At 31.8% G+C, this 23,975-nt stretch carries 18 protein-coding genes and 2 tRNA genes; 9 read left to right on the forward strand and 11 right to left on the reverse strand.

Annotation, left to right across the window (positions count from 1 at the left end):
- Nucleotides 1–7 precede the first annotated feature (7 nt).
- Nucleotides 8–2,266, forward strand: coding sequence for a gliding motility-associated C-terminal domain-containing protein (locus tag WC223_06370; protein ID MFA6923864.1), 2,259 nt, complete (start codon nt 8–10; stop codon nt 2,264–2,266).
- 43 nt (nt 2,267–2,309) lie between these two features.
- Here WC223_06370 and WC223_06375 read toward each other — a convergent pair whose 3' ends face one another.
- The 6 genes from WC223_06375 to WC223_06400 form a co-directional block, all read right to left on the reverse strand.
- Nucleotides 2,310–3,434, reverse strand: coding sequence for an endonuclease/exonuclease/phosphatase family protein (locus WC223_06375; GenBank protein MFA6923865.1), 1,125 nt, complete (start codon nt 3,432–3,434; stop codon nt 2,310–2,312).
- Between the two features lie 11 nt (nt 3,435–3,445).
- A complete protein-coding gene (locus tag WC223_06380) occupies nt 3,446–4,384 on the reverse strand; it encodes a GNAT family N-acetyltransferase (GenBank protein MFA6923866.1) in 939 nt (312 codons plus the stop codon).
- Nucleotides 4,385–4,424: 40 nt separating this feature from the next.
- Nucleotides 4,425–5,297 (reverse strand): 1-acyl-sn-glycerol-3-phosphate acyltransferase, encoded by an 873-nt coding sequence (locus tag WC223_06385; protein MFA6923867.1) that lies wholly within the window; start codon nt 5,295–5,297, stop codon nt 4,425–4,427.
- Nucleotides 5,298–5,660 (reverse strand): DUF4296 domain-containing protein, encoded by a 363-nt coding sequence (locus tag WC223_06390; GenBank protein ID MFA6923868.1) that lies wholly within the window; start codon nt 5,658–5,660, stop codon nt 5,298–5,300. It lies immediately after the preceding gene.
- 80 nt (nt 5,661–5,740) lie between these two features.
- A complete protein-coding gene (locus tag WC223_06395) occupies nt 5,741–7,093 on the reverse strand; it encodes a dihydroorotase (GenBank protein ID MFA6923869.1) in 1,353 nt (450 codons plus the stop codon).
- A gap of 12 nt (nt 7,094–7,105) precedes the next feature.
- Nucleotides 7,106–7,843 carry a polyprenol monophosphomannose synthase gene (locus WC223_06400; GenBank protein MFA6923870.1) on the reverse strand — a complete coding sequence of 246 codons (738 nt, stop codon included), beginning with the start codon at nt 7,841–7,843 and terminating at the stop codon, nt 7,106–7,108.
- 254 nt (nt 7,844–8,097) lie between these two features.
- Here WC223_06400 and WC223_06405 point away from each other — a divergent pair, with 254 nt between their 5' ends.
- The 3 genes from WC223_06405 (at nt 8,098) to WC223_06415 (ending at nt 10,476) form a co-directional block, all read left to right on the forward strand.
- Nucleotides 8,098–9,537: an RNase adapter RapZ gene (locus tag WC223_06405; GenBank protein MFA6923871.1), complete on the forward strand. Its 1,440-nt coding sequence runs from the start codon at nt 8,098–8,100 to the stop codon at nt 9,535–9,537.
- A 62-nt stretch (nt 9,538–9,599) separates the two neighbouring features.
- Nucleotides 9,600–10,328: a nucleotidyltransferase family protein gene (locus WC223_06410; GenBank protein ID MFA6923872.1), complete on the forward strand. Its 729-nt coding sequence runs from the start codon at nt 9,600–9,602 to the stop codon at nt 10,326–10,328.
- A 74-nt stretch (nt 10,329–10,402) separates the two neighbouring features.
- Nucleotides 10,403–10,476, forward strand: a tRNA-Pro gene (locus tag WC223_06415).
- 60 nt (nt 10,477–10,536) lie between these two features.
- On the opposite strand, the gene WC223_06420 is transcribed toward WC223_06415, so the two are convergent.
- Together WC223_06420 and WC223_06425 are read right to left on the reverse strand one after the other, a co-directional pair.
- The gene (locus tag WC223_06420) at nt 10,537–10,809 is read right to left on the reverse strand and encodes an HU family DNA-binding protein (protein ID MFA6923873.1); all 273 of its coding nucleotides are present in this window, start codon (nt 10,807–10,809) and stop codon (nt 10,537–10,539) included.
- Nucleotides 10,810–11,224: 415 nt separating this feature from the next.
- Nucleotides 11,225–11,297, reverse strand: a tRNA-Lys gene (locus tag WC223_06425).
- Nucleotides 11,298–11,527: 230 nt separating this feature from the next.
- Here WC223_06425 and WC223_06430 point away from each other — a divergent pair.
- From WC223_06430 to WC223_06440, 3 genes are all read left to right on the forward strand, one after another.
- On the forward strand, nt 11,528–12,259 hold the full coding sequence (locus WC223_06430; GenBank protein ID MFA6923874.1) for a hypothetical protein: 732 nt from the start codon (nt 11,528–11,530) through the stop codon (nt 12,257–12,259).
- A 97-nt stretch (nt 12,260–12,356) separates the two neighbouring features.
- Nucleotides 12,357–12,548, forward strand: a complete 192-nt coding sequence (locus WC223_06435) for a hypothetical protein (GenBank protein MFA6923875.1) — start codon at nt 12,357–12,359, stop codon at nt 12,546–12,548.
- A 163-nt stretch (nt 12,549–12,711) separates the two neighbouring features.
- The gene (locus WC223_06440) at nt 12,712–13,173 is read left to right on the forward strand and encodes a hypothetical protein (GenBank protein MFA6923876.1); all 462 of its coding nucleotides are present in this window, start codon (nt 12,712–12,714) and stop codon (nt 13,171–13,173) included.
- 230 nt (nt 13,174–13,403) lie between these two features.
- Here WC223_06440 and WC223_06445 read toward each other — a convergent pair whose 3' ends face one another.
- Together WC223_06445 and gyrA are read right to left on the reverse strand one after the other, a co-directional pair.
- Nucleotides 13,404–14,606: a tetratricopeptide repeat protein gene (locus tag WC223_06445; protein MFA6923877.1), complete on the reverse strand. Its 1,203-nt coding sequence runs from the start codon at nt 14,604–14,606 to the stop codon at nt 13,404–13,406.
- Nucleotides 14,607–14,887: 281 nt separating this feature from the next.
- Nucleotides 14,888–17,497, reverse strand: coding sequence for a DNA gyrase subunit A (gyrA, locus tag WC223_06450; protein MFA6923878.1), 2,610 nt, complete (start codon nt 17,495–17,497; stop codon nt 14,888–14,890).
- Between the two features lie 230 nt (nt 17,498–17,727).
- On the opposite strand from gyrA, the gene WC223_06455 reads away from it, so the two are divergent.
- Nucleotides 17,728–20,280: an ATP-dependent Clp protease ATP-binding subunit gene (locus WC223_06455; protein ID MFA6923879.1), complete on the forward strand. Its 2,553-nt coding sequence runs from the start codon at nt 17,728–17,730 to the stop codon at nt 20,278–20,280.
- A gap of 6 nt (nt 20,281–20,286) precedes the next feature.
- Here WC223_06455 and WC223_06460 read toward each other — a convergent pair whose 3' ends face one another.
- The gene (locus WC223_06460; protein ID MFA6923880.1) at nt 20,287–21,069 is read right to left on the reverse strand and encodes an MBL fold metallo-hydrolase; all 783 of its coding nucleotides are present in this window, start codon (nt 21,067–21,069) and stop codon (nt 20,287–20,289) included.
- Nucleotides 21,070–21,538: 469 nt separating this feature from the next.
- On the opposite strand from WC223_06460, the gene WC223_06465 reads away from it, so the two are divergent.
- Nucleotides 21,539–23,938 (forward strand): MMPL family transporter, encoded by a 2,400-nt coding sequence (locus tag WC223_06465; GenBank protein MFA6923881.1) that lies wholly within the window; start codon nt 21,539–21,541, stop codon nt 23,936–23,938.
- Nucleotides 23,939–23,975 lie beyond the last annotated feature (37 nt).

Below are 23,975 nucleotides of genomic sequence, written 5' to 3' on the forward strand. Positions count from 1 at the left end.
TATGATAATGAAAAATAATATAGTTTGGATTATTGTTATTTTGCTTCTTGTTAATTTTTTGGGTTTTGCGCAGGTTACGATAAATCCCGTACAGCCGATATGTGGCAGTCAGAGTTTGACATTAACAGCAAGCGGAGCAAGCGAATATAGCTGGTCGCCTTCAATTTATTTGTCTTCTACTTCCGGCTCGGTTATTACTGCAACCCCCCCCGTTTCCATTGTTTATACAGTTACAGGTTATAACGGCGGTACTGTTATTGGTACTGCTGGTGTATCAATCACTGTTACAACAAGCGTACTTCCTCCCGAAATAAGATGCGCTTCTGTTGATACAGCAGGAAACGCAACGCTTACATGGGTAATTCCAAATGACCCTTCAGTTGCTTTTGATAGTTATCATATTTACGCTTCAAACAATGCAGCGGGTCTATTTACTGAAATAGACAGTATTTTTACATACACACAAAGCTCGTATATTCACTCAGGTGCCGGTGCTCAACTTGCTCCCAAATATTACTACATCAGAACGCGTTTTAATTGCAACGGCAAGGTTTATTCAATCCCTTCCAATACAATTAAAACTATTTTTCTTGATGTAGTGAATTTGAATAATGGAGTTGCTTCTCTAAGCTGGAATAAATTGAATAATCCAGATTTGCCTACTTCACTTGGCGCTTATCGCATCTATCGCGAATATCCTGCAGGAGTGTGGACTATGATTGCTACAACCACAAACCTTAATTACAGTGATACAGTAAAGAAATGTTCTGTTTATTTAAGATATAGAGTTGAAATAGATGATAACGCTCCTTGCACTTCGGTTTCATCAATAAATGACGATATCATCAAAGATTTGACTCCTCCTGTTGCTACAGATATTGATACTGTTAGTGTTGATGACAGCGGAAAAGCAACGATAAGCTGGATAAAAAGTGTTTCTGCAGATACACGGTGTTATGTTATATATCAGCTTAAAAATAGTGTCTGGACTGCAATAGACACAATCTGCAATTCATCAACTTTTATGCAGAATTTAACTTCCAATGCAGATAAAACAGTGGAATTATATACAATTGCTGCTATTGACAGTTGCGGCAACATAAGCCCGATGAGCAAATACCACAGAACATTTTTTTTAAATGTGAATACCGATATTTGCTCAAAAACAAACTCGCTTGCATGGAATTCGTATGTAAATATGAACCCTCAGATTAGCGGGTATAAGATTTATGTCAGCCAGAATGCAGGACCATACACATTGCTGGCAATGCTGAATACAAGGGATACTACATATACTCATTCAAATTTACAAAACAATACAACTTATTGTTATTTTATTCAGGCGTACTCTGTGTTGGGGCAAAAGTCATCATCTTCAAACGTGGTTTGTAAAACTTTCCGTTCTCCAAAATCGCCGCAGTTTTGTTATTTGAAATATGCAACTGTTCTTTCCGATAAAACAGTTGAAGTGTCATTTTATATTGATATAAGTGGACATATTAAAAAATGTAATATAGTTCGTTCTGAAGATTTATATGGAACATATAGTGTTATTGCAACTATAAATGATTTTTCAAGTGCTGTTATAAATTATATAGATACAAGAGCGAGTGTTAATTCAAAAAGTTATTGTTATAAAGTTATTGTTATTGATAGTTGCGATAATGAAATTATTGCTTCTAATGTTGGGATAACAATTTTACTGACAGTTAAAGCTAATTTAGACATGTCAAATTCGGTTATATGGAATGATTATCAGGATTGGCTTGGAGGTGTAAAAGGATACACAATATATAGAGCAATAGATGAAACGCCGCCAGATGGTTCTCCTATAATAAATTTGCCAAGAGCAACAACATATACCGATTTTGTAAACGATTATTATAATTCGGAGGGAAGTTTTAAATATTATATAAGAGCCATTGAAGATATTGATAATCCTTATGGATTCACCGATTCAAGCACTTCTAATGTGGTTGAGGTTTATCAGACCCCGAAAGTATTTGTTCCAAGTGCTTTCGACCCGTATGGTTTGTACCGTGTTTTAAAACCCGTAGGCTCTTTCATTAATGCTAAAGATTATGAATTTTTAATTTATAACAGATGGGGTGCCCTTATTTTTAAAAGCAATAGCCCGGAAGAAGGATGGGACGGCAAAATTGGCAGCAATATAGCTCCGATAGGAGTATATATATATTTATTGAAGTTCAATAATTTTGAAGGCAGCGTTATTACCAAAAGAGGTTCGATTAGCGTTTTGTACTGATTTCTCTGGGCGCAGAGCATATGGATTTTCCGACAACCATCAACTATTCTCTTTTCAATTCCAGAAATGCAGTAACGGGATAATGGTCGGAAAGCTCTTCTTTAATTACATGGTAATTGTATGATTTAAAAATTTTACTGTAAAGAATATAATCTATTCTAAAAAATGGAATTTTAGAAACATATGAATTACCAATGCCATTGCCGCTTTCAACAAAAGCATCATTTAAGCCAGATGTAACAGTTTTATAAGAATATGAGCAGGGGGTATCATTGAAATCACCGCAAAGTATGACAGGATAGGGGCAATCCATAATGCTTTCAGTAACAAGTTCCGACTGTGGTGCACGTTTCTGAAATGCTGTTTTTAATCTTTTTATTATACGTTTTGAATTGTTGGTGAATTTTTCATTTTCTTTTATATTCTTTTTAATTTCTTCAGCAAAAAGATAATCTTCGGGGCTGAGGCGTATTGATTCAAAATGAACATTGTAAATCCTAATAGTATCCTTATTTATTACTATATCAGAAAAGATGCAAGTATTGCCTGATGTTGTATTGAATTTTATTTTACCTCTGTTAATAATAGGATATATACTATAAGTAGCCACACCAAAAAAATTTACATTTTTTGATGACTTTGTGTATTCAGTATGAAAATATTTTGTTTTCAGAAACTGAATTATTGTATCGTGAGTTTTAAAATTGCCTTTTGCATCATGAACGAATTCCTGAAAACAAATAATATCGGGTGATTCTTTTTTTAAGAGAGCGAATATTTTATTTCTTTTTTCGAAATTTAATTTCCAGTGCGGATGATAGTTGTATAAGTCAAAATTTCTTGCATTAAACGACATAACTTTTATTGCATTTTTCGGAACATTTTCGGTTTTTTTATTTGTTACTGTAAATCTTATTAATACTTGCCATCCGATTATAATCGAAACCAGCGAAATTAAAAAATAAAAATTTCGCTTTATAATCCAAATAAGAATAAAAAAAATATTTGCAAATAGTATAAGTGGATAAGCCAATCCGAAAAATGCCATGTACCAATATTTTTCGGGACTTATATATTGAGATATATATGAAATGAGTATAAGAAAAACAACTGTCAGATTTAAAAACAGAACTATAATGTTGAAAATTTTATTTTTCTTTTTTTTCACAAAAGATTTTTTTATTCTTTTTTCTTGTACGTGGATAAATGTCTTTCTTTTTTCATTTCGTAAATATCGCCTATTGTTACAAGTAAACCTGTTTCCTCAACATTTCCGAATCCTTTGTTAATAGCGGTTCCGAACGTGCGCATTGTAGATGTCAAATTCATGTATGCATTTACTAAAGGGGGAATGTTCTCATTAATTCCTCTTAATGCCTGAATTAATAGCTTGTAATCGGCTCCGTAGTTCCCTCCGTTAAAAATTTTTTCCAATTCAGTTATATCGGTTTTTATTAAAAGAGGGTCTTTAGGATGAACTAAATTGTCTTTGTCGGGAAAATATTTAAAAAGAAAATATAATATCATGTCTTTTGCACGCTGGTTGAAGTGCGGATACATGGTAACTTTTCCGAAAAAATATTTTATGTCCGGATTATCAACAACTAATGTGCCTAAGCCATCCCATAAATTATCAAGTGAAAATAATCCCTTTCTGCTGTTGTTTACCGGCTGATACATCGGTTGAACGAATGACCTTCCGAGTTCGATGGAATGAGGTAAATAATCTTTAATAAATTTTTCTGAGAGATTAAATAATTCGGCTGTTGCAAGTTCAATTTCTTCTCCTTTTTTATGTTTTTTTAAAACATCTTTACATTCAATAAATCTGTAGCCACCGGTAATTTCTTTATCTTCGGGATTCCATACTATTAACTGTTTGTACGGAATTGGTGCGTAATCGAATTTATCAATGTCAACTTCTTTTCCTGTTCCGCCACCGGCTTCCCTGAATGTAATTTCACGCAGACGTCCTATTTCACGCATTATATTTGGAGAATTGTGATGTGTAATTACATAAATTTTATTATTTCCGTTATTGGTATCACGTAAAAACGTATCTTTTGTAAGTTCTTTCTCAATAACTTTTCTGTCTATTGGTGGAATTATTTTTTGCATACAAAAAATATTTATTTCTTTATTAATTTTTTACTTTTTTTTATTGCAATGGAAGTTCTTGTTTTGCCGCCAATCCGTAAACCCGTTTTTTTATTATTTCAGCCCATTGCAGATTATTAAATTTTTTATCAAAAATTTTATACGAAATTGGCTCGCCAAAGATAATATTAATTATTTTATTTTTTTGCTTATACATTTCATCAACTAAATATATCATTTCAATATTTTGGCGAATGCCTGTTTTTTTTCGCCAGTTTGATAAATTATAAAAGAAATTTGAATTTTTTCCGTCAATATATACAGGCAAAATATCTCTTTTATATTGTATAGCTTTTTTTATAAAGGTAGGTTTCCATTCCAAGTCCAGTATTTTTCCGTTTTGCTTTCTTGAGCATAGTCCTGCGGGAAAATAAAGAATCATGTTGTCTGAGGCAAAAGTTTGTTCAATTTGTTCGATATATTTTGTGTTTTTTCCGAGTTTATTCAATGGAATAAATAATGGACGAAGGTTTGGTATATGCATCAACAAATCATTAACCGGAAATTTAATGTCTTTTCGTACTTTCCCCACAGTGCTCATTAATGCCATTCCATCAAGACCGCCTAACGGATGATTGGATGCTATTATATATTTTCCCGTTTTGGGTATATTTTCCAGTCCTTGTGTTTTTATTATAATCTGAAATTCGTTGAGCATTGCATCAGTGAAATCAGTTCCTATTTTATCCCTGTTCCTATAAATTAATTTGTTTAATCTTTCTTCATGAATTATTTTTTTTAAATATTTTAAAATAAAACGTGGTAATAACTTCAGAAGTTTTGGATTTTTGTTTCTAATAACATTTTCAATATCAATAAAACGCTCGGTATTTATATGGTAATCTTCGTTGGTATAAGTCATAATTAGTTTCATTTACTTGTTTTTAATGGCTTCTTCGCTTTGTTTTATTACCAATATGTTAGTTGCATCTTCGTATATTTTTTCCAGCATTTCTATATTTTCAACGTAAAAATGCATACTTTGCTTAAATTTTGTTTTATTGACTTTATATTTTTTAAAAACCGTTTCGTAAAAAGATTTTATATTTTTAGGTAATGTTGAATCTCCGTTCATTGAATTAATTACGATAGCAGCATCTATTATCTGTAAATCGGCTATAATGTGCGACATCGTGTCTTTAGGAATTATTTCCATGGGAATTTTAATGTTTCTTTCTTTACATGAAAAAATAAAAATAAATAAAAATAAATAAAATATTGCGTTTTGCGTTTTCATGCTTCTTACCTATTATTTCTTACTTCAGTTTTTAAAACTCATTAATCTAACTTTGTTTGAATTTTTATAAATAATTCGATTTATCTGTTAAATTTCAACACTTTTCCTTTTGCCTTTTCATTAAAGTTATTGTTATCAAAAACAAGATTGCCGTTAACAAATGTATATAATACTTTTGAATTGAAAGTTGTATTTTCAAAAGGCGACCATTTGCATTTAGATAAGATGTTTGGTTTTTCTATTTTCCACTGATAATTCAAATCAGCAATAACAAGGTCGGCATAGTAATTTTCTCTTATATATCCGCGACTTTCAACTCTATAGCATTCTGCTGGTGAATGACACATTTTTTCTGCAATCTTTTCAAGTGATATTTTATTTTGATGATGCAGTTCAAGCATTGCAATCAATGAATGTTGAACCATAGGAATTCCCGATGGTGATTTCAGATATTTGTTTAGTTTTTCTGTTAATGTGTGAGGAGCGTGGTCAGTAGCGATTATATCAATTTTGTTATTTATTAAATTTTCAAGCAAAGCTTTTTTATCTTTTGATTTTTTTATGGAAGGGTTGCATTTTATAAGATTTCCTAATTTGTCATAATCGCTGTCATCAAACCAGAGATGATGAACACTTACTTCGGATGTGATTTTTTTCTGATGTAATGAAACATTATTTTTCAGTAAACTCAATTCTTCTGCGGTGGAAATATGAGTTATATGCAGTCGGGTATTATATTTTTCGGCAAGCTCAATTGCAAAAGAAGTGGATTTATAACAAGCTTCTGCATTTCTTATTTCCGCATGACATTTTGGTGGAATATCTTCGCCGTATTTTTTCTTAAATATATTCAAATTGTCGTTTATTATTTTCTCGTCTTCACAATGTACGGCAATTAATACAGGAGCTTCACTAAAAATTGCACTTAATATTTTTTCATCATCGAGCATAATATTGCCTGTAGAAGAGCCCATAAACAGTTTTACTCCACAAGTGTTTTTGGGATTTATTTTTTTTATTTCGTCTAAATTATTACTTGTAGCACCCATAAAGAAAGAGTAATTGGCAAAAGATTTTTCGGATGCAATTTTATTTTTTTCTTCTATTAGTTTTATTGAATCGGTATAAGGAATAGTATTGGGCATTTCGAGATATGAAGTTATGCCTCCGGCGACTGCCGCTTTTGACTCGGTATATATATCGGCTTTTGGGGTTAACCCGGGTTCGCGGAAATGAACATGGCAATCAATAACACCCGGAAATAAATATTTACCTTCGGCATTTATAATATTTTCGGAATATAGAGGAGAATTGTCTGAGTAATTTTTTTTTCTGAAAATGCTTTTTATTCTTTCGCCTTTTATTAGTATATCGGCAATATAATTTTCATTCTCATTAACAATAACAGCATTTTTAACCAGATAATTGTTCATATGTAATAAGCATCATGCTTTTCTTCTATATGATTTCAAAAAGCTTCCGAATTTTAATTTAATTACTCCGAGAAAAGCTTCTTTGAATATTCCTTTGTTCATTTTTGATTTTCCTTCAGTTCTGTCGGTAAATATTATAGGGACTTCAACTATTTTAAAACCAAATTTCCAAGCTGTAAATTTCATTTCAATCTGGAAGGCGTATCCTACAAATTTGATTTTATCTAGTTCTAAAGTTCTAAGTACTTTAGCTTTGTAACACTTAAATCCGGCCGTTGCATCTTTTATTTTCATTCCCGTAACAATTCTTACGTAAACCGAGGCATAATACGACATCAATACTCTACCCATAGGCCAGTTAACAACATTTGCGCCAGAAATATATCTTGACCCGATTGCAAGGTCTGCTCCGTCAACCGCACATGCATTATAAAGATTTATAAGGTCGTCGGGATTGTGCGAGAAGTCAGCATCCATTTCAAAAATGTATTCATAATTTCTGTTCAAAGCCCATTTGAAACCATGAATATATGCGGTTCCTAAACCTAATTTGCCTGTTCGTTCTTCTAAAAATAATTTATCCGGAAATTCTTTTATCAGAAATTTTACAATTTGAGCAGTACCGTCGGGAGAACTATCATCAACAATCAGAATATTGAAATCCTTTGGTAAAGACAATACTTTTCTGATTATTTTAGCAATATTCTCTTTTTCGTTAAATGTTGGTATTATTACTAAACTGTCTGACACAAAATTTAATTTATTCTGTAAAAGTATGAAAATTTATTCAATAGATGTTAACGTTGAAATATTTTTTATAGTATACTCCTAACATTCATTATCATTTTTAATATAAAAATAAAACTGCTCATATACGATGAGAAAGCTTGTCTAAATAATAAAAATTTATTTAATTGGTGTTTAACGGCTTATATGACGGTGTTTGTTAATTTTTTTTTTTATTATCTTTGGAAAATATTGTTTAAAGTCAAAAATAACTACTTGTGAATAACGAACTAAAAAAGAAAATAGAAAAAAGTTTAAGCATGCTTTTTAATCAATTTTATGGTGAAAGTCCTCATGTAATTGAACTATTACCTACTTCGGGTTCTTACAGGGTTTATTATAGATTGGAAAATAAAAGCAAACCAGCAATTGGTGTGTACAATGAAGATATAAAAGAAAATGCAGCATTTATAAACTTTACAAAATATTTCCTGAATAAAAAACTTAATGTTCCCAAAATATATTCCGAAAATTTATCAAACTCAGTTTACTTACTCGAAGATTTAGGCGATGAAACATTATTTTCATTCTTAACATCAAAAAGAGTGGGACAGGAGTGGAGTTCCGAATTTACTAAAATTTACAAAAAAGTAATTGCTCAATTACCTTTATTTCAGATATCAGCAGGAAAAGATTTTGATTATAGTTATTGCTATCCGAGGGCAAGTTTCGACAAGCAATCAATGCTTTGGGATTTAAATTATTTCAAATATTATTTTCTGAAGCTTGCACAAATATCATTTGACGAGCAAAAGCTCGAAAACGATTTTGAAACTCTTTCGGATTATTTACTTCAGGCGGAAAACAATTTCTTTCTATATCGCGATTTTCAATCGAGAAACATAATGCTTGTTAACGGAGAACCTTATTTTATAGATTATCAGGGAGGACGAAAAGGGGCTTTGCAATACGATTTAGCTTCGTTGTTGTACGATGCAAAAGCCGATATTCCTCAAAGTGTCAGAAATGAATTAATTGATTACTATATTAAAGTTGCTTCTTTTTTTATTCCGGTTGATTCTGCTCAATTTAAAAATTATTTTTTTGGATTTGTTTTTATAAGAATAATGCAGGCACTTGGTGCTTATGGTTTCCGTGGATTTTATGAACGTAAAGAACATTTTTTGGCAAGTATTCCTTATGCAATAAAAAATATCGAATGGCTTATAAATAATACTTCAATACCGCTTGAAATTCCCGAGTTAAAAAAATGTTGGGGAAAACTTGTTGAATCATCTTATTTGAAAAAAATCGGACAGTCGGCAAATAAGCTTACTTTGAACATTCAGAGTTTTTCATACAAAAACGGAATTCCTGAAGATGACAGCGGGAATGGAGGAGGATTTGTTTTTGATTGCAGAGCTTTGCCCAACCCGGGAAGATTAATCGCATATAAAACGCTGACAGGAAACGACAGAGAAGTAATTGAATATTTGGAAAAGTCAGAAGAAGTTAAAACTTTTTTGCAAAATATTTTTTCGGTTGTTGATATATCAGTTGAAAATTATAAAAAAAGAAATTTTACTAATCTTCTGGTAACATTTGGTTGTACCGGTGGACAGCATCGCTCTGTATATTGCGCAAATATGCTGACAAAACACTTGAAGGGAAAATATGACAGTAATGTAATTGTTAAGCATAATGAAATAGGTTTGTAGTTACGCTTATTGAACGATATGCTATTTTAACAACAAACTACAAACTTTTTAAACGTTTTTCTATGAAAGCAATGATTTTTGCGGCAGGTTTGGGAACACGCCTGAAACCGCTTACGGATGAAATTCCTAAAGCTCTTGTTAAAATAAACGGAATGACATTATTGGAAATTGCCGTTAAAAAACTTTCTTCTCAGGGAATTAATGACATTATTATAAACGTACATCATTTTGCTGAAAAGGTTAAAGCTTATTTAAAAGAAAAAAATAATTTTAATATAAATATAGCTGTATCCGATGAATCCGATGAATTGCTTGATACAGGAGGAGGACTAAAAAAAGCTTCATGGTTTTTAAATGATGGCAAATCTTTTTTAATTTATAATGTTGATATATTATCCGATATTGATTTAAAAGGATTAATTGATTTTCAGGAGAAATCGAATACTTTGGCAACTCTTGCTGTCAGACAAAGAAAGACATCAAGATACCTTTTGTTTAATGCGAATAATATGCTTTGTGGATGGCAGAACGAAGAAACCAAAGAAATAAGGATTGTAAGGAATTTTGAAAAATATTTGAATGTTGCTGCGTTCAGCGGTATTCAGGTTATTTCACCTGTTATTTTTGATTTGATTACTGAAGAAGGAAAATTTTCACTTGTAAATTTATATTTGCGGCTTTGTGAAAACAACAGGATAATTGCATATTATCATAATGAAGATAATTGGATGGATGTAGGAAAGCTTGAAGATTTGAGCAAAGCAAAAGATTTTTTTATTTTTAATTTTTAAATGTTAAATTTGCAATATATTTTTTAGATAGTAGTCGAATCGCAAACTATAAACTAAAAACAAGAAACTAAATTCGGGGTGTGGCGCAGTTGGCTAGCGTACTAGCATGGGGTGCTAGGGGTCGGAGGTTCAAGTCCTCTCACCCCGACAAAAAGAGGATGTCTATGTTACTTCAGGCATCCTCTTTTTTTTAATTCAAATCAGCAATTTACTTCACAGCAGATGCAAGTTCAGCACCAGCCTTGAATTTTGCCACTTTCTTAGCAGGTATGTTGATTACTTTACCTGTTTGTGGATTTCTTCCTTTTCTTGCAGATCTTTTAACTACTGAGAAAGAACCAAAACCTATTAATGCTACTCTATCACCTTTTTTTAAAGCTTTAGATGTAGTAGTAATAAAAGCGTCAAGAACTTTTCTTGAATCAGCTTTAGTCAGCTTTGATGTTGCTGCAATTGCATCAATTAGTTCAGCTTTGTTCATTTTTTTATAGTTTAAAGGTTAATAATAAAATAAATTATCACTACAAATTTATTGCATTATTAAATAAAAACATTTTTTTAAAAAAAAAATTGATGTTTTGTTTAAAAATGGCGTGTTTTGTTAATAACTTAACTCAAAACATTGGTATTACGCGTAAATTGTTGCCTTCAATACATTATTTTACTATATAATTTTTAAAAAAAAGTTTTGGAATGCAGAAAAACTATGTGTTAATTATTATTGTGGAAAGAATTGTCGGAATAAAAATCGTGAAATCAGTTGTAAAATAATTGTGAGATATTTCGGACAAAATTAAGTAATTTTTCTTTTCTGGTTTTTTTTTCTGAAAAGATGATAATACCTTTATCCAACAAAAAGAGGAAACATATATTTATTATGTTTCCCCTTAGGTTCGTGACCATGCTGGGACTCGAACCCAGGACCCCTGCCTTAAAAGGGCAATGCTCTACCAGCTGAGCTACATAGTCGTAAAAAACGAGTGCAAAGATAAAATTAATATTGAAAAATCACAATATATTTTATATCGCTTTTACAAAAGGTTATCAACAATTTTTAAAATCTTAATGTAATCAGCGTACAATTAATATATTTAAGAATAAATTGTGGCTTTCAAAATAAATAAATTTAAATTTGCAAATGTATAATTCCTTGAAACATATGTTTGGGAAAATAATTCAGGACAAAATGTAATTAAAATATGAAACATATATATTTTTTGCTGTGTTTATTTTTATTTGCGGGTTGCAACCAAAATAATAAAAACAAAAATGATGCTTCTTTAAAAGACACATCCAAAAATACAGGTTGGTATAGAAAGAAAAATGGCAAAGGAAATCTTGTTTTAGAGATGTATTTTAAAAATGGATTGCAGGAGGGAAGCTCAAAAAGTTTTTATGATGACGGGAAACTGCGATATGATGTGATTTACAAAGGCGGCAAACGCGAAGGTACTGCTATATGGTATTATGGCAATGGAGTTACTATTTATGAAACAATAGAATACAAAAATGACAAAAAAAACGGAACTGCAAAAAAATACTACAAAAACGGGAAATTAAAATCAGTATTATCATACAAAGATGACCAACCTGGAATAGGTTTGAAAGAATATGATGAAAAAGGAAAAGAAATTGCAGGTGGTTGTCCTTTTATTATTATTAAAGAAAAAAGAATACCTAATAAAATCATTCTGCTGATTGCACTTGACAATGAATCGGAAAATGTTGAATTTTACCAGGGAGAGCTGACTGATAATGTTTACATGAATAAAAAATTATTTCCTATTTTCACTCAACACGGAAAAGGAAAAATTGTGTATTCGTTTTCTAAATTCACAGGAATTATTCGGAAAATAAATATAATAGCTAAAGTTATAACTTCGCAAAACAATATTTATGTAACTCAATCTTCATATAAAATCAATTTTTAATTATTTTTAGCATATAAAAAAATGATTTACTAACAATTTATTTACTTTTTGTTTTTCAGTACTTTTTTATAGTATCTTTATGTAAAAATTATTAAAAATGAAAAGAAGTATTACTGAAGATATTAGAGAAAATAAAATAATTTATGTAAATGAAAAATATAAAAAAATTTGCATAGATAAAGATTTTAATGTTATTTATTCGGATTTGATTTACAAATTTCCGGTAAGTAGCAAAGCCAACAAAGAAATACTTGAAAAGAATAATTTCAAGTTATTCCAAAACAACTAATATGGGGATGTAAGGTATTTAAAGGCAATTTTGTTTATATCTAAATGTCTTATAATAAATATTATGTTAAATTTTCCCACAATGCCCCATTTAGTTCTTTGTTGTCAGATTGCTTTTAGTAAACTTTTTAAAATAAAATTCGTTTAAATTTAAAATCTAAATTATGACACCAGAAGAAAAATTAGATGCTGTTTTAAATTATCTTTCAAATAATGGAGCTAAAGGAGAAAGTTATAATTATTATAAAGATTTATTGAATTATTTATCTGAAAATAAAACTGATATTCCAAAAGATGAATGCCCTATGATTGTAAATCAATTAATAGAAGATGGTTATGTAAAATGTTATGAAAACGAAATAATAAAAGGAACAGAGCAAATAAAAATAACATTCAAAGGAAAATATTTTATAGGGTATGTACAACAACAAAATAATAAGGAATCAGAAATAACTACCAAATTAGAGGATAAACAGATGATGGTGCATTACCAAATAAAAATGGCGACAATTCAGAAGTGGATTGTTCGGGCAACTGTTGTAACTGGAATTTTTTATTTAATTGAGATTTTGAAAATAATTTATCATCATTGGAATTGGCTTTTTTCTCTTTTCCATTGTCATTAAAAAACGCCCTTTGTAATCTTTCATCACTTGCCGATTTTATTTTTGCATGATTTTTACTCAAAAATCCCGCCAAAATAAAATCCTTCACACGACCACCATAATTTAACATAATAAATTGTTATACAACAGAACCAAATTACATAAGGTTTGTAGTATAACATAACATTATGTTAAATATATTTTTTAATATATTAGAGAATAATTTCCGATTATTATCCCCTATATTCTTTTTATTTTTTATTTAATTTTTCATTAACTTCTTTCAGCTTATCCGTTTGATTTGTTCGGGCATAAATTTGTTTTAAAACTATTAAAGTTTCTTTATCATTTTGACTAATTGCTATTGCTTTTTCCAAATAAAGCTGTGCTTCATCTTTCCACTTACTTTCCCATACAAGTTTTGCTTTATCATACATTTTCTGGTCTTTTATATTTTGACCTGCTGTAAACAATCTCACTCCTTCATTAAAATATAGTGCTCCGAGGTTATACAAAGCATCAAAAAAATCGGGTTTTAATTCGAGTGCTTTCTTAAGGTTTATTTCAGATTCATTATAATAATTCTTATATGTAATCGAATCTGTTTCATAATTAATGTCTTTAACCAGATTAAAATAATTTGTACCTATTGCATATAAAACCGTATAGTTGCTCGGATCTTTTTCAATTGCTAACTTTAGCATATTTTGTGCTTCTTTTATTTGTTTTTTCAACAGGTAAATATTTGCTTCGGCAAGAATAAACTCCAGATTATTGCCTAAGTTTTCTTTCCCTGACTGCAAGGTTTTTAAAGCATTTAAAGTATCTTTCTCACTCAGATAAATATTTGCAAGCATTGTATATATCAATGTTTTCTTATATTTCAAATCAATTAATTTTCGAAAAAAATCTTTTGATTTAACTTTAATTTCGGGCTTTCCTGTATTTTGAGCTGCCACTCCTGCATACATTAATGAATAATAATAAACAGAATCTGTAGTTCCTGTACTTCCTTTTATTTCTATTACTTTAGAAAAAGTATTAACAGCTTTTTCATATTTCTTTCGGTTATATTCCCTTACTGCTTCATTATAAAATTCCAAACCGCAATTATTAAGATTTGAATTAAGCTCATTGGTATATTTCTTTTCCTGTTCATCAAGTTTGAATGCTGTCATAAATGAATTATACGCAATTTCCAGTGCATTTGAATCAAGTGATTTGAATTTTGGATTTGTTGAAGAATGGATGTCGTAATAAATTATTCCTTTGTAAAACCATGCTTTTGCCTTGTTTTTTGTTTCTTCATTAACACATGCTTCATCAATTGCCGTCTTTGCCCTGTCAAGCTTGCCTTCTCTTTGATATTTGAATGCGCTGTTAATATTAATAACTTGTGCTTCCAATTTCATCAGAAAAATCATTCCGATAAATAAAATTGCTATCTTTTTCATAATTTTAAATTTTAATTTTATCAAACTATTTATTATTGCAAAACAATTGCCATAAATTGAAATAACATTAAATTTTTGCAAATTTATATTTTTATTTTAAATAACGTGAATTTGGAATTTATTTTATATTAATTTTTTAGGTTCTATAACGAATAGTTATGGGTAAATAAATTTGAGTAAACAATTGCTACGACCTTCAGATATGCGATAATTTCCGAGTAAAAAGAATTTTCTGCGTGAAGTTGATAGTAAAATCTTACCAGATTATAAAAAAAGAATTACTACTTTTCGTTATTTTCTTCCTTCGATTCTTCCTCAATGTCCTCATCATTTTCTGCTGAATTATCGATTTCATTTTCATCTTCGTCATCCGGTTCGATAGCTTCAATCTCTTCTTCATTAATCGGCAAAGGTTTAACTCTTTCCTGCAATTCGTTCTCGGATTCTTCATCAATAACAACTTTTGTAACTGAAGCAATAGCATCTTCATTTTTCAAATTGATAAGCCGTACTCCCTGTGTTGCTCTACCCATAACTCGTAAGTCGGCAACTGCCATTCTGATAATTATTCCCGATTTATTTATTATCATTAAATCATCGGTATCAACAACGTTCTGAATAGCAATAAGGCAACCGGTTTTATCGGTGATATTTATTGTTTTTACACCTTTGCCGCCTCTGTTTGTAACCCTGTAATCGTCAACTTTTGTTCGTTTTCCGTATCCGTTTTCGGAAACAACAAGTAAAGTTGAATTGCTGTCTTCCACACAAACCATTCCGATAGCTTCATCTTTTGAGTTATTCATTCTTATTCCTCTGACACCGCTTGCGCCTCTGCCCATTGGGCGAACCTTGCTTTCATTAAATCTTATTGCTCTTCCCGATTTCAAGGCAATTACAATTTCATCTTTCCCTCCTGTCATTTTTGCTTCAATAAGATGGTCTCCGTCTTTTACAGTAATTGCTATAATTCCATTCTGGCGTGGACGCGAGAATGCTTCGAGTTTTGTTTTCTTTATTACACCTTTTTGGGTGCACATAATTATGTAATTATTTTCAATATATTCTTTGTCATCAAGATTTTTAACATTTATATATGCTTTGATTTTGTCGCTTGGTTCAAGATTCAAAAGATTTTGTATTGCTCTGCCTTTCGATGCTCTCGTTCCTTCAGGAATTTCATAAACTTTAAGCCAGAAACATTTACCGCTTTCGGTAAAGAAAAGCATATAGTTATGATTTGTTGCGGTAAATAAATGTTCAATATAATCCTCCTCGCGAGAATCGCTTCCCTTAGAACCGCGACCTCCCCTGTTCTGTCGCCTGTATTCGGAAAGCGGAGTTCTTTTTATGTACCCTAAATGCGAAATAGTGATAACAACTGCTTCATCTGCTATTGTATCTTCAATTCTGAAATCATCGGCAGTGTAAACAATTTCACTTCTCGGAGCATCTCCATATTTACTCTTAATTTCGGCAAGTTCTTCTTTTATGATTTTCATTCTTAAAGTTACATCTTCCAATATTTCTTTGAAATACTTTATTTGTTTTAGCAAACCTATATGTTCTTCTTTTATTTTTTCTCTTTCAAGTCCTGTAAGTCGCTGTAAACGCATTTCTAAAATAGCTTTTGCCTGAATTTCAGTCAATGCAAATGCTTCAATTAACCCCGACTTTGCATCATCGGGTGTTGCAGATGATTTTATGAGTTTGATTACTGCATCTATATTGTCAACTGCAATTAACAAGCCCTCTAATATATGTGCACGCTTTTCGGCTTCTTTTAATTCATATTTTGTTCTTCTTACAACAATTTCATGGCGGTGTTCAACAAAGCTTTTAATCATATCCTTTAAATTCAACATTACCGGTCTTCTGTTAATTAAAGCTATATTGTTTACACTAAACGAAGATTGTAGCTGAGTGTATTTAAACAAATTGTTTAATACTACATTTGCAATCGCATCTCTTTTAAGGTCATACACTATCCTTATACCATTCCTGTCAGATTCATCTCTTATATCGGAAATGCCTTCTATTTGCTTCTCATTCACAAGGTCGGCAGTTTTTTTAATCATTTCCGCTTTGTTAACCAGATAAGGAACCGAAGTTGCAATAATTGCATCTTTTTCTTTTGTTATTGGTTCTATATTTGTGTTTGCTCTTATAATAATTCTGCCTCTGCCAGTTTCAAAAGCATTTTTAACGCCTTCGTAACCGTATATAATTCCACCATAAGGAAAATCAGGGGCTTTAATATGTTGCATCAATTCCGCAATAGTAATATCGTTATTGTCAATAAATGCCATAACGCCATCAATTACCTGCGATAAATTATGAGGAGGCATATTTGTTGCCATACCCACGGCAATTCCTGAAGTTCCGTTTATAAGCAGATTTGGGATTTTTGTGGGGAGAATAACCGGCTCTTCAAGGGTATCATCAAAATTGAGTGAGAAATCAACGGTTTCTTTGTCAATATCGGCAAGCATTTCCTCGGCAATTTTTTTCAGGCGTGCTTCTGTATATCGCATCGCAGCGGGACTATCTCCATCAATAGAACCGAAATTTCCTTGCCCGTCAACTAAGGGGTATCGCAACGACCAATCCTGCGCCATCCTCACCATAGCATCATAAACAGAAGTATCTCCGTGAGGATGATACTTACCAAGAACTTCACCCACAATTCTTGCTGATTTTTTATAGGGGCGGTTCGACATAACCCCAAGTTCGTACATTCCAAAAAGCACTCTTCTATGAACCGGTTTAAGTCCATCTCTTATATCAGGTAATGCTCTGGAAACTATCACCGACATTGAATAATCAATGTAAGCCGATTTCATTTGCTCTTCAATATTTACTGCTATAATTTTTTCTCCTTCTTCTGACATACTTTTCCTGCGTTTAAGTTCGTTATGTTAATATTATATTAATACATTAAAAAAATCAAAAATTTTGTTATAGAGGCACCTCTATTTTAATTCCACGAAGTTATAAAAATATTTTATTTTTTTTTAAAAAAAATGAAAGAATTTTAATGTTAATAAAATTTTGTATCTTTGTTATGAAAACAACGTTGAACATTATATTTTAATAAAAAAATATAAAAGCTATATAAAATATGGACGCAAAATTTTCCTCAAGAGTAAAAGATGTTTTAACATTTAGCCGCGAAGAAGCTACTCGCTTAGGTAATGATTATATTGGCACCGAGCATTTATTTCTAGGAATATTAAGAGAAGGCGAAGGCACTGCCGTTCAGATTCTGATGAATTTGGGTGTTAATCTTACTGAAATTAAAAAAAATATTGAATTTTCCATAAGAAAAGAAACTTCACAAAAAATAAATTCCAGCAATATCCCTTTTGTAAAACAGGCAGAAAGAATCCTTAAACTCACTCATCTTGAAGCAAGATACTACAGAAGCAAGGTAATCGGAACAGAACATATTCTTTTATCAATACTAAAAAACGATGACAATGTCGTTACTCAAGCATTGAAGAGATACAACTTAACTTATGAATTGGTTGCTGATGAAGTAAAATTATTAAGTCCGAATCAGGATGTAACAAGTGAATTACCTGGAAACGGTGGTGGTGATGATGACCCTTTTGAAGAAAAGGAAAGCGGTTTCAGTGGAACAAAGAAAACGGGAGATACAAAATCCAAAACTCCAGTGCTTGATAATTTCAGTCGCGACCTTACAAAAGCTGCGGAAGAAAACCGTCTTGACCCTATAGTTGGCAGAGACCGTGAACTTGAACGCATAGCTCAGATATTAAGCCGCAGAAAGAAAAACAATCCTATTCTTATTGGTGAACCAGGAGTTGGAAAATCAGCTATTGCCGAAGGTTTGGCATTGCGAATAATTCAAAGAAAAGTTTCAAGAACACTTTTTGATAAAAGAATTGTTACACTTGATTTGGCATCTTTGGTTGCCGGTACAAAATACCGCGGGCAATTCGAAGAAAGAATGAAAGCCGTTATTAATGAACTCGAAAAAAATCAGAATATAATTCTTTTTATTGACGAAATTCATACTATTGTTGGTGCAGGAGGTGCATCGGGTTCGCTTGATGCGTCTAACATGTTCAAACCGGCATTAGCACGCGGCGACATACAATGTATCGGTGCAACCACACTTGATGAATACCGCCAATACATTGAAAAAGACGGTGCGTTAGACCGCAGGTTTCAGAAAATACTGATTGACCCTCCCACTATTGACGAAACAATCAACATTCTTGCAAAAATTAAACCGCGATACGAAGACCATCATAATGTTTTGTACACCGATGAAGCCATTAAAGCTTGTGTGCTGTTGACTACCAGATACATCACCGACAGGTGTCTGCCCGATAAAGCAATTGATGCTATGGATGAAGCAGGCGCAAGAGTTCATATAAAAAATATAGTTGTACCAAAAGAAATTATTGAAATAGAAAAGAAAATTGAAGAAACAAAACAGGAAAAAAGCCGCACCATAAAATCACAGAAATATGAAGATGCTGCAAAGTTAAGGGATATTGAAAGGAAATTACTTGAAGACCTCGAAAGAACAAAAGCAAACTGGGAACAGGAAACCCGCAATAACAGGGAAACTGTGAGCGATGAAAATGTTGCTGAAGTTGTTGCAATGATGACAGGTGTTCCTGTTCAAAGAATTGCACAAAACGAAAGCGACCGACTTGCCTTGATGGCAGAAGAACTAAAAGGCACTGTAATCGGACAGGATGGCGCAATCGCTAAGGTTGTTAAAGCGATACATCGTAACCGTGCAGGACTAAAAGACCCAAATAAACCTATCGGAACATTTATATTTTTGGGACCTACAGGTGTTGGAAAAACTTATCTTGCAAAAGTTCTTGCTAAATATTTATTCGACAGCGAAGATACTTTGATAAGAGTAGATATGAGCGAATACATGGAAAAATTTGCTGTTTCACGTCTTGTTGGAGCACCTCCGGGATATGTTGGTTACGAAGAAGGCGGTCAGCTTACAGAAAAAGTAAGGAGAAAACCATACTCGGTTGTATTGCTTGATGAAATTGAAAAAGCACATCCCGATGTATTTCATATCTTGCTTCAGGTTCTTGATGATGGCATATTAACCGACAGCTTCGGCAGGAAAGTTGATTTTAAAAACACAATTATTATTATGACTTCAAACATCGGCTCTCGCCAGTTAAGGGAATTCGGTGCCGGCGTTGGCTTTAAAACAAGCAGCAAACTAAAAAATATGGATGAATACAACCGAAGCATTATAGAAAATGCACTAAAAAAAGCATTTGCTCCGGAATTTCTAAACAGAATAGATGATGTTGTGATATTTGAATCATTAGAACGCGAAGATATTCATAAAATAATTGACATTGAACTTGAAAAACTTTATAAAAGAATAAATTCTCTTGGCTATAATATTATACTTACTGAACCTGCAAAAGATTTTATTGCCGATAAAGGTTATGATTCTCTGTTCGGTGCAAGACCTCTGAAACGGGCTATTCAGAAATATTTAGAAGACCCGCTGGCTGAAGAAATAATAAAATCAAAACTTACCGAAGGAGATACAATAAATATTGACTTCAACAAAGATGATGATACTCTGAAAATGGAAACCAAGAAAAAGGAAGCTGCTGTTACAAAAGAAAACGGGAAAAAGAAAGAATCATAAGATGTTTCAGCAAACAGGTGTGAATTGCGGCAAATTTAATTTCAAGCCATCATAAGCAAGTTTAATAAACGAAGGCAATGTCTTCTCAACTTCCTCATGTAATCCTAATTGATGGCTTATATGTGTTAAATATGCTGTTTCGGGTTTAAGTTCACTTAATACTTCAATAGCTTGTTCTAAATTATAATGCGAAATATGTGTGTTTATTCTTAATGCATTTAAAACAATGCATTTTGAACCAATTACCTTATTCATCTCCGTATGCGAAATAGTACTTGCATCAGTGATATATGTAAAATCCCCTACTCTGTATCCAAAAATCCTCAATCTATAATGAAGAACTTCGATTGGTGTAAATTTTATATCATTTATTTCAAAAGGTATATTTTTAATTGTGTGTAAATTTATATCTGGTAAGCTTGAAAACTTTTTATCCTCAAAAGCATAGCAGAAATCTTTTTTTATACTTTTTGTTACTTCTTTTGATGCAAATACATCAATAGGTTTTCTCTGAATATAATTAAATCCTCTCACATCATCCAATCCGCCGATATGGTCTTTATGTGCATGTGTTATAATAACAGCATCAATTTTTTTAACATTTTCTCTGAGCATTTGCTGGCGAAAATCCATTCCCGCATCAATAATAAAATTGTTTCCGTTAATTTCTAACATTACGGATGACCTCAATCGCTTATCTCTGACATCTGCCGATTTGCATACTTCGCAATTGCATGCAACCACAGGTACGCCTTGCGATGTTCCTGTTCCAAGAAATGTTACTTTCATTTTTCTTTATAAATAACAAAGTTAAAATGGGGTTATGCTTATAAAACCTGATTAACTAAGTACTATCAGAATCTTAAACGCCTAATGATTACAAATGATTATTGACGGTATAACATTATTATTCCTTATTATTTTTTCACTTCAACTTTATTGTCATAAATAAGTTTAAAGAAGTAAACTCCGCTTTTTAGATTACTAATATCTATTTGTGTTGTCTTTATTTTTTCATTTTTTAACTACGCAAATATAATAATTTTTATCTGCAGATAAAGTTCACTTTAAATTATTCTTAATACGTCATAATAAAAACTCACAACTGAAAATATCCATATTCATGAAAAATCGTAATTTTTGTTTCATATAAACCGCTAACATCTAACATTTAACATCGAGCAATGGAATTTATTTTTCATTTACAAAGTATTATTCTAAATTTGCTAAATATAAATGTGATAAAAGTTTTCTGCAAATGTGGGTTTTTCTTGTTAGGTTAATTCTTAGATACCGATTGTCGATACTTATTGTTATAGGCATAGTTACTGCTTTCATGGCTTATAATGCGACTAAAGTAAAATTGTCATACGAACTTGCCAGAATGCTTCCTGCTGCCGATTCAGCGAATGTTGAATACGATACATTCAAAAGCAGATTCGGTGAAGATGGAAATGTTTTTGCCATAGGCATAAAAAACGATAAGATTTTTGAACTTGAGGAATTCAACGCACTGTATGATTTGTGTAACACTATTAGAAAATATGAAGGTATTGAAGAAGTTGTTTCGATAACCAGGGCATTGAATATTTTCAAAAATGACAGCACAAGAAAATTTGATTTCAAACCAATAGTACAAACAAAGCCCACCAAACAAACCGAAGTTGACAGTTTAAAAAATATTATTTATTCCCTCCCCTTTTACGAAGGATTATTATTTAATCCCAAAACCAGTTCATACTTAATAGCAATAACGCTCGACAAGAATAAACTCAATAACAAAAGCAGAGTTGGTTTAATATACAGCATAAGAAATATTGTCGAAAAATACAGGATAAAACATAATGTCGAAGTTCATTACTCAGGATTGCCATATATAAGAACCGTTACCTCACAAAAGGTAAAAGAAGAGCTCAAACTATTTGTTTTGCTTTCCCTGATAATAGCATCGTTGATTCTTATTATATTCTTCAGGTCATTCAGGGTTTTATTTTCCTGCCTGATAATTGTTGTAATAAGTGTTATATGGGGATTGGGAACCATTGCATTGTTCAATTATAAAATCACAATATTAACAGGCGTAATTCCGTCGTTGCTTGTTATTAAAGCTATTCAGAACTGCATTTATTTGCTTAACAAATACCACTGGGAATACAAAAATCACGGCAATAAAATAAAAGCATTGTCGCGGGTAGTTCAAAGAATTGGCTTTGCAACGCTTATAACCAATATCACAACAGCAATCGGTTTTGCTGCTTTTATCTTTACCTCAAATGCAATTCTTAAGGAATTCGGAGTTATTGCTTCAATGAATGTAATGTTTGAATATTTACTTTCAATAATACTCATACCTGTTATTTTCAGCTACCTTCCGCCTCCCAAGCAAAAGCACATTTTGTATCTTGACAGCAAATTTGTACAAACAATAATGAATAAGGTAAAATTTATTGTTTTAAACAAACGCGGAACGGTATACATAATAGGAACTGCAATAATACTTGTTTGTTTTTATGGAATGACACTTATGCGTACTTCGGGAAAAGTTGTTGACGACATTCCCGAAAGAGACCCGATTTACAAAGACCTTAAATTTTTTGAAAAGAATTTCAGCGGTGTCATGCCTTTTGAAATATCCATAGATACCAAGAAAAAGAACGGCGTGATGCGGCTGAGCACTATAAGGAAAATTGATTCGCTGCAAAATGTAATTTCAAAGTTTTCCATATTTTCTCAACCCTTATCTCTTGCCGAACTTGTAAAATTCTCGAAACAGTCATTTTACCACGGCGCTCGAGAAAAATATGAACTTCCTGATGGAAGAGAGACAGCTTTTATAATGCAATACTTTCCTTCAAAAATAAAAGGAAAGAAAAATATTTTACATTCATTCATTGACAGTACAAAGCAATATACGCGCATCAGCGTTCAAATGGCTGATATCGGAATGAAAGAAATGAACCTGATGAAGCTGCAACTGAGACCTAAAGTAGATTCCATTTTCCCTCCGAAAAATTTTAATGTGACATTTACCGGCAATAGCATAGTTTACACAAAAGGAACTGAATTTTTAATTCATAATTTGTGGGAAAGCATTGTCATTGCTATTATCCTCATATCATTACTCATGACTTTTGTATTTTCATCATACAGAATGATAGTCATTGCAATGTTCTGCAATCTTATCCCGCTTTTAATTACTGCTGCTATCATGGGTTTTGCAAATATTCCCATAAAGCCATCTACTATCATTGTTTTCAGTGTTGCACTCGGCATAGCAGTTGACAATGCAATAATTTTTCTTTCAAAATACCGCCATGAACTCAAATTTCGCAGTACTGACATAAAAGAATCGGTAATAAATGCACTTGATGAAACCGGCGTGAGCATTATTTATACTTCAATAGTGCTTGTTATGGGATTTGCTATTTATATAGTTTCGGGCTTTGGAGGAACGCAGGCACTCGGCTTGCTTATCACCATCACCTTGTTTGTTGCTTTGTTTTTTAACCTTGTTGCATTGCCTTCGTTAATTCTCAGCTTTAACAAAACAATTGTTACAGAAGCATTCAAAGAACCTTTAATTGAAATTTACGATAACGATGAGGATGCTGAAGAAGAAAACGAAGGAGAAAATAACGACAATAAAATGAAGGAATGAAAGTTTAAAATGTTTGTAGTTTGTAGTTACGCTTTTT

Source organism: Bacteroidales bacterium, assembly GCA_041671145.1.
Taxonomy (GTDB): domain Bacteria; phylum Bacteroidota; class Bacteroidia; order Bacteroidales; family JAHJDW01; genus JAQUPB01.